12 protein-coding genes are annotated in these 13,061 nt (G+C 70.0%); 7 read left to right on the top strand and 5 right to left on the bottom strand.

Features of this window, described 5'->3' with window-relative positions; all coding sequences use genetic code 11:
• The first annotated feature begins 87 nt into the window (after positions 1-87).
• Positions 88-747 (top strand): TVP38/TMEM64 family protein, encoded by a 660-nt coding sequence (locus D457_RS0113045; RefSeq protein WP_026116606.1) that lies wholly within the window; start codon positions 88-90, stop codon positions 745-747.
• 68 nt (positions 748-815) lie between these two features.
• Here D457_RS0113045 and D457_RS0113050 read toward each other — a convergent pair whose 3' ends face one another.
• Positions 816-2,138 (bottom strand): ABC transporter substrate-binding protein, encoded by a 1,323-nt coding sequence (locus D457_RS0113050; protein ID WP_017581110.1) that lies wholly within the window; start codon positions 2,136-2,138, stop codon positions 816-818.
• 420 nt (positions 2,139-2,558) lie between these two features.
• Positions 2,559-3,494 carry a LysR family transcriptional regulator gene (locus tag D457_RS0113055; protein ID WP_017581111.1) on the bottom strand — a complete coding sequence of 312 codons (936 nt, stop codon included), beginning with the start codon at positions 3,492-3,494 and terminating at the stop codon, positions 2,559-2,561.
• A gap of 253 nt (positions 3,495-3,747) precedes the next feature.
• On the opposite strand from D457_RS0113055, the gene D457_RS0113060 reads away from it, so the two are divergent.
• Positions 3,748-4,902: an acyl-CoA dehydrogenase family protein gene (locus tag D457_RS0113060; protein ID WP_017581112.1), complete on the top strand. Its 1,155-nt coding sequence runs from the start codon at positions 3,748-3,750 to the stop codon at positions 4,900-4,902.
• On the opposite strand, the gene D457_RS0113065 is transcribed toward D457_RS0113060, so the two are convergent.
• A complete protein-coding gene (locus tag D457_RS0113065) occupies positions 4,899-5,693 on the bottom strand; it encodes a 4'-phosphopantetheinyl transferase family protein (protein ID WP_017581113.1) in 795 nt (264 codons plus the stop codon). The genes D457_RS0113060 and D457_RS0113065 overlap by 4 nt on opposite strands.
• Before the next feature lie 100 nt (positions 5,694-5,793).
• Here D457_RS0113065 and D457_RS37490 point away from each other — a divergent pair, with 100 nt between their 5' ends.
• From D457_RS37490 to D457_RS32485, 5 genes are all read left to right on the top strand, one after another.
• Positions 5,794-5,928, top strand: coding sequence for a hypothetical protein (locus tag D457_RS37490; protein WP_017581114.1), 135 nt, complete (start codon positions 5,794-5,796; stop codon positions 5,926-5,928).
• Between the two features lie 54 nt (positions 5,929-5,982).
• Positions 5,983-6,789, top strand: coding sequence for a DeoR/GlpR family DNA-binding transcription regulator (locus D457_RS0113075; RefSeq protein ID WP_017581115.1), 807 nt, complete (start codon positions 5,983-5,985; stop codon positions 6,787-6,789).
• A 195-nt stretch (positions 6,790-6,984) separates the two neighbouring features.
• A complete protein-coding gene (locus D457_RS0113080) occupies positions 6,985-7,803 on the top strand; it encodes a polyprenol monophosphomannose synthase (RefSeq protein WP_017581116.1) in 819 nt (272 codons plus the stop codon).
• Positions 7,804-7,894: 91 nt separating this feature from the next.
• Complete coding sequence (locus D457_RS0113085) at positions 7,895-8,161, top strand: hypothetical protein (RefSeq protein ID WP_017581117.1); 267 nt, start codon at positions 7,895-7,897, stop codon at positions 8,159-8,161.
• A gap of 160 nt (positions 8,162-8,321) precedes the next feature.
• Complete coding sequence (locus D457_RS32485) at positions 8,322-8,618, top strand: hypothetical protein (RefSeq protein WP_026116607.1); 297 nt, start codon at positions 8,322-8,324, stop codon at positions 8,616-8,618.
• Between the two features lie 8 nt (positions 8,619-8,626).
• Here D457_RS32485 and D457_RS0113095 read toward each other — a convergent pair whose 3' ends face one another.
• Entirely contained in the window at positions 8,627-10,228 is a 1,602-nt protein-coding gene (locus tag D457_RS0113095; protein ID WP_017581119.1) for an MFS transporter, read from the bottom strand.
• A gap of 116 nt (positions 10,229-10,344) precedes the next feature.
• Complete coding sequence (locus tag D457_RS0113100; RefSeq protein ID WP_017581120.1) at positions 10,345-13,059, bottom strand: ABC transporter permease; 2,715 nt, start codon at positions 13,057-13,059, stop codon at positions 10,345-10,347.
• Positions 13,060-13,061: the final 2 nt, after the last annotated feature.

Raw genomic sequence — 13,061 nt, forward strand, 5'->3', positions numbered from 1 at the left:
TGGTCGGGGAGGACACGGCTGACGCAGGGACCCCGGGGATACCAAGCCCGCCGCGCACCCCCCGCGCAGGGCTCTAACCTGGGGCGAATGGGAAAGAAGTGGGGTTGGGTGTGGCGCGGTGCGCTGCTCGCGGGCTGGGTCGGTCTGCTGGTCTGGGCGATCCTGCACGGGCCCGACCTGGAGACTGTGCGGGCCTGGACCGCCGACGCTGGGGTCCTGGGCGCCGTGGTCTACCTGGCCGCCTACACCCTGGCCGTGCAGGCGCTGGTACCGCGTCCGGCGCTGAACATCGCCGGCGGGTTGCTGTTCGGTCTGGCCGCGGGGGTGGTCCTGGCCCTGGCCGGTGGTGTGCTGGCCGCGTTCGTGCAGTTCGCGGTTGCCCGGTATGTGGCCGGTGACGTGCTCGCCCGCAGACTCCCCGAAGCGGTGCGGACCCGGTTGGAGGGGCTGGTCGGCGGCCGGGCCCTGCTGGCGGTGGTGCAGCTGCGGCTGATCCCGGTGATCCCGTACCAGATGGTTAACTACGGTTTCGGGCTGACCGGGTTGCCGGTCGTCCCGTTCGTGTTGGGGACCGCCATCGGGTCGCTGCCCGCCACGGTCGCGCTGGTCCTGGTCGGCACGGGCGGGATCGACCTGGGCCTGCCGGTCGCCGTGGCCACCGGGGCCGCCGCCGCGCTCATCGCGCTGGTCTGGTGGTTGCGTTCGCGCAAGAGGCGGAAAAGCGCGACGGGCGCGGATCCGAACTGACCCGCGCCCGTCTCACCGGGAGCGTTCCGGGCTCACCCGGTGCGTGCACTGCGCTTGCTGAAGCTCAGCTACTCGCTTCCGCCGCCGAACAGCGGGACCTCGTCCGGGGTGGGCCGGTCCAGCTCGAAGGGTTCGATCTCCCCGCCGTCGCTGTCGGTGATTCGGGGCTCCTGGAGGATCTCGGGCTCCTCGCCGGCATTATTCTGGACCACCATCACACCCGAGTAGCCGCTGTGGTCGTCCTCGGTGGCCACGAAGGGCACCATGCCCGGTCCGCTCCATTCCTGGGCGTTCAGGGTCTTTAGGAGGGTCTCGCGGTCCAGGTCCGGACCGACCTCCATCAGGAGCTGGGCGAACAGGGTCGCCTGCACCATGCCGTACACCGTGGTGTCGGTGAAGGGGGCGCCATCGTTGTACTCGTCGTGGATCTCGCGGTAGAACGCGGTCCAGGGGTCGTCGGTCTGGGCGGCCATCGGCAGGAACGCGGTGACGATGAGGCCGTCGGTGAAGGCCTCCGGCGGCACGTCCTCGGCGGGGGTGCCCTCGGCGTGTTCGGCGATGAGCTCGGAGATGATCTTCACGTCGCCGCCGAAACTGGGCGCCACCCACTGCGGCTCGTAGCCGATGGCCTGGGCGTTGAGGATGGCCAGGCCGAGGAAAGCGGGAATGCAGTAGCAGACCGCGACGTCGGCGCCGGATTCCTTCAGCGCGGCGATCTGCCCCTGGAGTTCGGGGACGCCGGGGTCGTAGGACTCCCAGGCAACGATGCTGTCGATGAGGTACTGCTCGATCCCCGAGTGCGAGGCGGGGCCGACGTCGTCGTTCTGGTAGAGCAGGCCGACGTCCTCACCGGGGAAGTTCTCCGCGATGTAGGCGCCCTGGACCTTGGCCTCCTTGGAGTAGTCCACCTGGAAGCCGTAGCTGTAGGGGTACTCCTCGGGTTGGTCCCAGGCCAGGGCCCCGGAGGAGACGAACAGGTCGGGGATGCCCTCGGCGTTGAGGTCGTCGATGACGGCCTCGTGGGTGGGCGTGCCCAGACCGCCCAGCATCGCGAAGATCTCGTCGTCGTTGATCAGGCTGCGCGTGACGTCCATGGTCTGCGCGGGGTCGAAGGCGTCGTCCTCGACCCGGTAATCGATCTGCCGGCCGTGGATGCCGCCGTTGTCGTTGATGTAGTCGAAGACGGCGCGCGCCCCCGTGGAGACGTGCACGAAACCGGGCGAGGCCGCTCCGGTGAGTGGCTGGTGGGTGCCGATGACGACGCTGTCATCGGTGACCCCCATGGTGACGTCGTCCGCGGCGGTGGCTTCATCAGCTGACTCGGGGTCGCCGCACGAGGCGGCGAGAAGGGCGACGGCCAGAGCCGCCGCCGCTGTTCCCAGTGATCGCATGGTGTTTTCCTGAACTCGGTTGTGCCTTCGCAGCGGGAGGCCTGTCGGCCCGTGGAGGAAAGCGGCTTCGTAGCTCGGGAGAGGTTCGAGGGACGGATATTCCTACTCGCCAGTACGTTACCGACTGGTAAACATCATACGAACGTGATTCACCACTGCAACCGTCGGTAACCCCAAAGGCTCTCGCGGACCGTCGGCATCCCCTGTCCCATCGCCCATGCCGGGCCTTTGACGAGGGAAGACGAACGGGGCGCCACCCGCGTGGGTGACGCCCCGTCCGGGGGTGCTGTCTGTGTCAGGCCTCAGGGCGGCCGCGCACCTCCATGTGGATGCCCGTGTACTGCCTGATGGTCTGGTCCACGGGCGAACCCGTATCGACTACTACCGTGCGGCGCGCTGACCCCACCCCCCCGCAACACCTCAGGCGGCGGGCCCTCCCTCCGACGGAGTGGGGGCCTCCTTCACTTCGTTCCGGTTGAGGAGCTCGCGGGCCAGCTTGGCGATACGGTCGGAAGCCTGGTGCACGGTGCTGTCGCGCCTCCAGACCAACAAATGGCGGAGCTGTAGCGGCGCCCCGTCGAGTGGGCGGACCACCACGCCGTTGCCGGCGTCGAAGTCAGCCTGGCAGGGGGCGATCGCTCGGCGATCAGCAATGAGATCGCGGATCTCCGAGCGCTCATACAGCCGATAGGGCACCTGTGGACTGAACCCCGCCCTTTGGCAGGCCAGGTAGAAGCACTCGGGCCATCCGGTCCCGTCGGGCGGGGTCAGCGCCCAGGGGCACTCGGCCAGGTCCTCCAACCGGATGAACGGCTTCTCCGCCATCGGATGCTCTTCCCATAGCGCCACGTGCAGGGGATCCACCGCGAGCATCGCCCAGGCCAACGGTCCATCGGAGGGCAGGTCACGGTCCACGTAGTCCATGGTCGTGCCCAGGTCCAACCTTCCCGCCCGGACCAGGTCGGTGACCAGTTTGGGTGAGTACTCGGTGCGCACGTGGACCGGCACGTTCGGGAAGACCTCCGGCAGGCGCGCGGACAGCTCCACGGTGAGGGGGCCGACCCCGCCCACGCGCAGGATGCTGGGAGAGGCCCCGCGCGCGGTGATGTCGTTCAGCAGGTCGTCCATCGACAGCAGGACTCCGCGCGCCCGCACCAGGACGAACTCGCCGAGCTCGGTCGGCCGCACCCCCGAGCGACCCCGATGGAACAGCGGCCCGCCCACCTCGCGCTCGATCCGCTGCAGCTGGGTCGTCAGCGCGGGCTGCGACGTGGACAGCGCGGCGGCCGCCTTGGTCACGCTGCCAGTGTCGGCCAGGAGGCAGATCGTGCGGAGGTGGCGGAGTTCGAGGTCCATGCGTGGAATCTAAGGCGCGGAGGGCCTCCGTGTACAGATGTGCTGGCCATAAGCGTCGAGTCGCACATCCCGTGCAGTGGCCGGGGCCCGATCGCTTCCGCCCGTCCAGGCGTACCTGCTTTTCACCCGGTATGGCTTGTTGGGATAAGGTGCCGTGCGTCACCATATAGTTGGACGACCTACTAAATTCGCGGCGATCCCGTGATGTCAGTCGGTCCAAGGCGCACCTGGGCGCGCAACCGTGGGAGAGTTCATGGCGGTCGAACGCACGCTGCACACACCCGAGGCCGAACAGCTCCTGGAGCTGACCCGGGAGATCGTGGACAAGGAGATCGCCCCGCGCGCGGCCGGGGACGAGGAGAACGCCGTCTTCCCCCGCGACGTGTTCGCCACCCTGGGCGAGACCGGACTGCTCGGACTGCCCTACCCGGGCGAGTACGGCGGCGGCGAACAGCCCTACGAGGTCTACCTCCAGGTCGTGGAGGAGCTCGCCCGTGGCTGGCTCGCGGTGGGCCTGGGCGTCAGCGTCCACACCCTCTCCTGCTACCCGCTGGCCGCCTTCGGCACCGCCGAGCAGAAGGCCGCCCACCTTCCCGCCATGGTCGGCGGCGAACTCCTGGGCGCCTACTGCCTGTCCGAGGCCGCCTCGGGCTCCGACGCCGCCGCCCTGGCCACCCGCGCCGAGCGCACCGACTCCGGCTACCGGATCAACGGTGCCAAAGCGTGGATCACCCACGGCGGCCGGGCCGACTACTACGCGCTCTTCGCCCGGACCGGCGCTCCGGACTCGGGCGCCCGCGGCATCAGCTGCTTCCACGTCCCGGCGGACACACCGGGCCTGGGCTCGGCCGCCCCCGAACACAAGATGGGCATGCGCTCCTCACCCACCGCCGGGGTGCTCTTCGACGACGTCGAACTCGGTGCGGACGCCCTGGTGGGGGAGGAGGGTCGGGGCTTCGGGATCGCCCTGTCCGCCCTGGACTCCGGTCGCTTGGGTATCGCCGCCTGCGCCGTGGGCCTGGCCCAGGCCGCCCTGGACGCTGCCCTCGCCTACTCCCGCGAACGCCGCCAGTTCGGCAGCGCCATCGGTGACTTCCAGGGGCTGGGCTTCATGCTCGCCGACATGGCCACCCAGATCGCGGCCTCCCGCGAGCTCTACCTGTCCGCCGCCCGCCTGCGCGATGCCGGGCGCCCCTTCAGCAAGCAGGCCGCCATGGCCAAGCTCCTGGCCACCGACACCGCCATGAAGGTCACCACTGACGCCGTCCAGGTCTTCGGTGGCTACGGCTACACCCGGGACTTCCCTGTCGAGCGCTACATGCGCGAGGCCAAGGTCCTGCAGATCGTGGAGGGTACCAACCAGGTGCAGCGCCTGGTCATCAGCCGCCACCTGGCCAAGGAGGGCTAGCCGCGCAGGAGGTCGGCGGTGCGCTCGGGGGAGTGCACCGCCAGCTCCACCGGGCGGTCGGTCAGCACCGCCAGCGCCGAACGGTACTTCTCGCCCCGGTCCAGGTCCGACAGCCACGCGGTCTCGGGTCCGCCGCCGCCCTCCCAGGACAGCAGCCGCGCCTCGGTGTGCGGGGGACTGACCGAGACCCTGCGCAGCCCCCCGGACAGGCCCAGACCGGTCGCCTTGAGCAAGGCCTCCTTGCGCGCCCAGTAGCCGAAGAATGCTCCGGCCCGGCCCTGCTCGGGCAGGGCGCGCCACTGCTCGTGCTCGGCGTCGGCCAGCGTGTACCCGGCCAGACCGTCCAGGTCACGGGCGTCGGAGATCCGCTCCACGTCCACACCAACCGGCACCTCGCGGGCCAGCGCCAGGGCCACCCACTCACCGGAGTGGCTCACCGAGATCTCCCACCCCCGGGCGGCCCCGGTGGGTACCGGCTTTCCGTGGGGTGCCTGCTCAGCCGTCCCCGAACCCTGCTCCGGGTGCCCGTCCGCGCCGGTCCGCGACTTCTCCTCGCACGAACGGCAGCGCAGGTCGAAGGTGACCTTCTCCGGAGCGCAGCCGGTGCGTTCGGCCAGTGCCAGGCGGGCCAGCGAACGCCCCAGGAGGTGGCGGTCGCGGTCGGCCTGGAGCCGGAACCGGGACTGGCGGGCGAGTTCCTCGCTGTCCAGCAGGCGCAGCAGACGTTCGCTCGCGGCGGAGGTGTGGGCCCACCACACCGTGGACTCGAGGGGTGCGGAGCTGAGGGTCATGCCCCCATTGTGGCTGATCTTTCGGGGATCGGTGGTGTGAGCCGCGGTGAAACGGGGCATTCGGTAAGTGGCAGGTCAGCCCGCCCCCTTGGAGGCTCAGATGTCTGTCGTCATGTTGTTCGGCGCCGGAGCGCTCATCGGCCTCGTGGCCCTCACCGTGGTCATCCTGGTGACCCTTCTGACGGAGAAACCGCAGGCCGACGCACCGTCCACCGAGGACCGGTCCGTACTCTAGGACGGCGCGGTTCCCCTGCCGTGCATCACACACGGAAAGGGTGGGCCTGTACCCATGGCCGAGGAGAGCCGTCCGGCGTTCGCCGCCGAGCGCCGGGAGCGCATCCTGGAACTGGTGCGGGCCAACGGCAGCATGTCCCTGCGGGACATCGCCGCCAAGGTGCGCGCCTCGGAGGTCACGGTCCGCCGTGACGTGCGCGCGATGGAGGCCGAAGGGCTGCTGGACCGCCGTCGGGGTGGTGCCGCACTGCCCGGCCGGATCGGCCACGAACAGAGCTACACCGGCAAGAGCGGCCAGTGCGCCGCGGAGAAAGCCGCGATCGCCGCCACCGCCGCCCGCCTGGTCCGCCCCGGAGACGCCGTCACCATCGGCCCCGGCAGCACCGCCGAGGCCTTCGCCCGGGCGCTCCTGGGCCACGGCGACCTCACCGTGGTCACCAACTCCCTGCGGGTGGCCGACGTCCTGGCCGGGGCCGCGGGGGTCGAGGTCATGATGACCGGCGGCACCCTGCACGCGCCCATGCGGGCCCTGGTCGGAGCGGCCGCCGAAGCCTCTCTGACGGGGCTGCGGGTCAACCGCGCCTTCCTGTCCGGCAATGGCGTCAGCGCCGACCGCGGCCTGAGCACCCCCAACCCCGCGGTGGCCGGTGTCGACCGGGCCCTGTCCGCCTGCGCCGAGGAGACCATCGTGCTGGCCGACCACACCAAGGTCGGCGCCGACACCATGGTGCCCACCGTCGCCCCCGAGGAGATCGCCCACCTGGTCACCGACAGCAGCGCCGACCCCGAGGTCCTGATGACCCTGGAGGAGACCGGCGCCCTGGTCCACGTCGCCGTGGTCGCCGACGCACGCGGCCAGTGACCGGTGCGGGTCGGTCCGGCAGGCGCGTTCCGCCGCTTGGCTGGGGAAGAAGCGCGTACCCTACCGTTCACGCCTATTGTGCGGTGAGCGCCTTATGCGTGATCCTGTACACACCCCCTACTCGCCAGTACCGAACCCCCGTACTTCTTTACCGCAATCCAGCACCGACGTCCACGTACTCAGGAGCCGCCGCGCATGCCCTCCCAACCGACGCCCCCGGAGCACGCCTCCGCCACCCCGGTGCGGGTCAACCCCGAGCCGGTGGCGCTGCCCGAGCCCTGGCGGAGCTCGGCGCTGACCGTGGTGGTGCCCACCTACGACGAGGCCGGGAACCTGCCCGTCCTGGTGGCCCAGCTCATGGCGTTGGACCTGCCGCGGCTGCGGATCGTGGTGGTGGACGACAACTCACCGGACGGCACCGGGGAGATCGCCGACAAGCTCGCCGTGGAATACCTCGGACGGCTCTCGGTGGTCCACCGCACCCGCAAGGACGGCCTCGGCCGCGCCTACGTGGAGGGCATGACCCGGGCCCTGGCCGACGGCGCCGACTACGTGGTGCAGATGGACGCCGACCTCAGCCATCCGGTGGGCTACGTCCCCCAGCTGCTGGGCACCCTGCACTCCACCAACGCCGGCGTGGTCATCGGCAGCCGCTACGTGCCCGGCGGCAGCCTCTCCGCGGCGTGGGGACTGCGCCGCCGGCTGCTGAGCGGGTGGGCCAATACCTACGTCAAGACGGTCCTGTCCATCCCGGTCCAGGACGTCACCGCCGGTTTTAAGATCTGGCGGGCCTCGGCCCTGGACGTGCTGGACCTGGCCAGTATCGAGAGCACCGGCTACGCCTTCCAGGTCGAGATGCACTACCGGGCCTTCCGCCGCGGCCAGAAGATCATGGAGATCCCCATCCACTTCGAGGACCGGGTGGTCGGCCAGAGCAAACTCGACGGCGCGGTCGCCCTGGAGGCGGCGCTGCGCCCGCTGCGCCTGCGACACGCGGAGAACGCCCGCCGCTGACCCGGACCTGCCCCGGAGCCGTGTCCCCTTTCGTCCACCGCCCCTGAACTGCGACCATACGAGTGTCAGGACGGTGAGCAAGGGGGAGCGCATGTCCGAACAGCCCTACGACGTCGACGCCGACATGGGGGAGGACCCCGAGGAGAGCGAGATCGCCCTGGCGGAGAGCCGCCAGAACCCGGACGCGCCGGTCTACGGCTACACCTTCGAGGACGAGAGCGCCGCCACCGAGCGGGGCATCGACCAGGAGGTCCGAGAGGAACGCGACGATGTCATCCCGCGTGAGGACTTCGACATTGACGCACCCGGCGCGGAGGAGGCGGCCATCCACGAGGTCGACGAGTCCGACCAACCCTGAACCGAGCACCGCAAGGACCTCGAGGCACCCGCCCCGGGGTCCTTTTCCCGTGTTCGGACCCGACATTCCTCACCCAGGCACATGTTTCTTCGCCGGAGCGCAGAATTGAGTGATCATCGAGGTCAAAGCGGGGAAGACCCTGGGAAAGGAGGCGGACACAGTGACCGAACAGCCCTACGAGGTGGACCTGGACCTGGGGGACGACCCCCAGGTGAGTGAGGTCGCCCAACGAGAGCGGGTCCTTGACCCCGACCACAACATCCTCAGCTACGACTTCGTCGACGAGGACAGCCGCGGACGGCTCGGCATCAACGACGGAGTGCGCGCCGAGCGCCTGGGCAGCGCCATCCCCCGGCAACGCTGGGGTGGTGACCGCAGCGCTGAGGAGGAGGCGCTGAACGTGGTCTCCGACCCCAACGCCGTCAACGATCGCCCCCCGGAGGGCTACGAGAACTGACCGGGCCCCTACCCGCTCAAAGGGCCGTCGGCGCCACTTCCGGCGGTTGAGCCGGGGCAGGAGCGCAGCGGAGGACCGGACACACCGCAGAACCGCGGCGGCTGCTCCCGGCCGAGCGGCTCCGGGGAGCTGGCCCCCTCCGGCGGGGAACCACGGTCGGCCGCTTCGGCAGCCTCGGGCATCCGGCCGCGCGGCAGCAGCAATGCGCACAGCGACGCGAGCACGCACAGCACCACCAGGATCAGCATCGCCGTGCCGAAACCGTCGGCGAGCGCCGAGGCGTCCCCGTGCGCCCCCGAAGCCTCACCGCTCGAACCGCCGATCCCGGCCAGCACCGGCACCGCTGCCACACCGATCAGCTGCGCGCCACGAGCGAACGTGTTGTTCACGCCCGAAGCCAGCCCGGCGTGCCGCTCCGAGGCCGAGGCGAGCACCGTCGCGGTCAGCGGGGCCACGGTCGTGGCCAGGCCCAGCGCAACCAGCAGGACCCCCGGCAGCACCCCGGTCAGGTAGTGGGCCTCCGCCGTCAGCCGGGACAGCAGCCAGAACCCGGCGGCCAGCAGCAGCGGGCCCACCACCAGCTGGAGCCTCGGCCCGATTCGCGCGGCCAGCTTGCCCGAGCGGGCCGACAGCAGCAGCATCAGGACGGTGATCGGCAGAGAGGCTGCCCCGGCGGCGATCGGGGAATAGCCCGACACATCCTGGAGGTAGATCACCAGCAGGAACAGCAGCGGCCCGAGCGAACCGTAGATCAGCACGGTGGCCGCGTTGGTCACGCTGAACGGCAGTGACCGGAAGATGCCCAGCGGCAGCATCGGGCTGGAGCTGCGCGCCTCGGTGAACAGGAACGCGGCCAGAGCCAGCACACCCACGGCCACGGCGGTCCACACCGCGGGGGTGCCGCCCACCGCGCCCCACTGGATCAGCGCGTAGGTAATCCCGGCCAGCGCCACCACACCTAGCAGAGCCCCGCTGTAGTCCAACCGCTGGGCCGCCGTGACATCCCGGGATTCGGGCACCTTGAACCAGGAGATCAACAGCACCACGGCCGCGATCGGCAGGTTGATCAGGAAGATCAGCCGCCAGTCGCCGATCTGCACCAGCCAGCCGCCCACGAAGGGCCCCACCGCCGCGGCCACACCGGTCAGCCCCGACCAGGCGCCGATCGCCCGCGCCCGGTCATCCTGACGGAAACCCGCCTGCAGGATGGCCAGGCTGCCCGGGGTCAGTAGCGCGCCGCCCACCCCCTGGAGCACCCGCCCGGCGACCAGCCACTCCAGCGTCGGCGCGAACGTGCACAGCGCGGAGGCCAGCGCGAACACCGCCACACCGACCATGAACAACCGCACCCGGCCGAACCGGTCGGAGAGCGAACCGCTGAGCAGGATCAGCGCGGACAGCGTCACCATGTAGCCGTTGACGATCCATTGGAGCCCGGCCAGACCGGTGTCCAGGTCGCCCTGGATGGCGGGCAGCGCCACCGTCACGACGGTCGAGTCCAGGAACGCCATCCCCGAACCCAGCACCGTGGCGGTCAGCATCCACCGGGCGGCGGGCGTCCCCCACGCCACCTGCCCGGTGGTGACCGGTACCGACGCCGAACCACTCATACGACAACCTCCCCAGGACTACGGACACAGTAGGCGCGGGCCCCCACCCGTAGGTGAGGGCCCGCGCCGATTTTCCGTCGCTCTGTTCGGTTTTGACCCCGGGTTGCGGACCGGGTCTACTCGCTGGCGAGCGCCCCGGTGATCGAGGTTCCGGCGGCCCGGCGGGCGGGCAGCACCGCGGCCAGCAGACCGGCCAGGACCGCGATCGCGATGAACACCGTGATCTGGGCGGTCGGGATACTGAACACCAGGCCCGGCAGGATCGCGGCACCGGCCGCCCAGCCGAACAGCACACCCAGGGCAATACCGATACCCGCACCGATCAGGCACAGCAGCACGGCCTCGACACTGAGCATCCGGCGCAGCTGCCCCTTGGCCAGCCCCAGCGCCCGCAGCAGCGCGGATTCACGGGTGCGCTCCAGGACCGACAGCGCCATTGTGTTGGAGATACCGAACACCGCGATGATGATCGCCAGGCCCAGCATCGCCGCGATCGTGTAGAAGGCGATGTTCATCATCTCGGAGAACTGGTTCTTCATCTCCGCGACCGACATGACCTGGACCATCGGGTAGTCGTCGACCGCCGCGTAGACGGCCTCGCGAACCTCGGCCGGGTCGGTGCCTTCAGCGGCCCGGATGTGGAGGTAACGGCCCTCCTCGACGGAGGGGAAAGCCGCGGTGAAGTCCTCCGGGGTGATGACCGCGCCCCAGAAGGCCGCACCGTTCTCCAGGACCGCGGCAACCTCCAGATCGAGATCGCCTCCCGGAGAGGGCAGGGTGATCGTGTCGCCGACCTCCGTGCCGTCCGCGTAGCTCTCGGTGAGTAGAACCTTGCCGGTCCCGAAGTCGTCCAGATCACCCTCGACGGTCTCGGCCCGCATGTCGACGCCCATCTCGGCGCCGAAGTACGCGGACACAGGCAGCCCCATGCTGTCGAGATCCGTGTAGTCGTCGAGGTAGGCGGCGCGCTCGGACATCACCTTGTCCAGGAGGGGGCTGGCGGACAGCTTCTCCTCGACCTCCTTCGGAACCAGGGGGGCTCCGCTCTCCTCGTCGACGGCTTCGTCCTCGATGGTTCCACCCTCGGCGACGGCCCCTTCCTCGCTGCCCGGGCCCTCGGTGGCCCCGTCCTCGGGAGCGCCCTGCGCGGTGACACCCTCTTCAGGGGCGTCCTGTTCTGGTGTCTCCTCTTCGGTGCCCGCGGTGGTCGCCGGGCCGTCGGGCGCGTACTGGGCGCTCACCTGGTAGTCCACCGGGAAGCTCTCGTCCAGCTGCTTGGTCATGGTGCTCTCGAATGACGCGCTGATCACCGAGTATCCGGTGATGAGCGTGGCGCCCACGGTAAGGGCGATCATCGCGGTGGCGGCACGGCGCGGGCTCCGGGTGGAGTTGTCCACCGCCAGCATGCTGGGCACACCCACACGGCGCAAAGGGATACCGATGACACGCACGATCCCGCGCACCAGTAGCGGGCCGAGGATCACCACACCGACGAAGGCGACCAAGGCGGCACCGGTCACGATGAACAGTCCGTTGGGGTCGGGGCTCATCGACTGGGACAGACCGACCAGAGCGGCGGAGACAGCGAAGGCCACCAGACCGAACACCACACGCATCCAACCGGTGCCCTTCTCCAGGCCGGCGGCGGTGGCGCTGGTGCGCAGGGCCGCCAGCGGGGCCACACGGGTGGCGCGGGTGGCCGGAACCAGAGCGGAGAACACCGTCATCAGGGTGCCGACGAGCAGGCCGACGATCACCGCGGTGGGGCTGACCACCAAGGAGGCGGTGGCGTCGGTGCCTATCAACTGGCCGCCGAACCGGGCCCCGAGCGCGCCGATTCCGGTGCCGGCGAGCACCCCGAGCGCGGAGGCGAACAGGCCGACCACGAACGACTCGGTGAGTACGGAACGGAAGATCTGGCCGCGTTTGGCACCCACACAGCGCAGCAGGGCGAGTTCGCGCTGGCGCTGGGCGATGAGGATCGCGAAGGTGTTGTAGATGACGATCCCGGCGACGAACATCGCGATGACGCCGAAGAGGAGCAGCGCGATACGCAGGATCGCGGTCTCGGACCCGGACGCCTCCGCCATCGCCTCGCCGAACTCCGCACCGGTCTGCACGTCGGTACCGGTGACTGTGGAGACCGCGGCGGCGGCCTCCTCGTCGGTGGTGCCCTCGGCGGACAGCACGTTGATCTCGGAGTAGCCGCTGGCTCCGGTCATCTCCTCGACGGTGTCCGGGGCGAAGACGACGGCGCCGCCGAAGCTGTAGCTGGGGTCGACACCGAAGTTGACCAGACCGGTGACGGTGAACTCGCGGTTGTCCTGGTCAGGGTCGAGCACGGTGACGGTGTCGCCGACCTCGAAACCGGTCTGGCTGGAGGTGGAGGTGGCCAGGGCGATCTCGTCGTCGGCGGCGGGAAGCTCTCCCTCGCTCGCGGAGAACCGGCTGGTCTCACCGAGCCCGATGGCGGAGGGCGGAGTGAAACCGAAGGCACGGCCCTCGGCGTCCAGGAGCACGGCCTGGCCCCGGACCAGCCCGTCGGCCTCGGCGACCTCGGGCAGGGCGCGGATGTCGTCGAGCACGGCGTCGTTGAAGGGGACGGGGTCCAGCGGGAAGCCGTCCTCGTCCTCGCCCTCCTCCGCCTCGGGAACAGCGATGGCGTCGACGCTGGTCGCCGACCCCATCACCGACTCCTCGTAGCTGGCCTCGAGGGTGTCGGCGAAGACCAGGGTGCCCGAGACGAACATGACGCCGAGCAGGATGGCCAGGACGGTGGTGACGTACCGGGACTTGTGGAGTCTGAGCCCGGCGAGTGTGGTGCGCAGCATGG

The organism is Nocardiopsis valliformis DSM 45023 (genome assembly GCF_000340985.1).
GTDB lineage: Bacteria > Actinomycetota > Actinomycetes > Streptosporangiales > Streptosporangiaceae > Nocardiopsis > Nocardiopsis exhalans.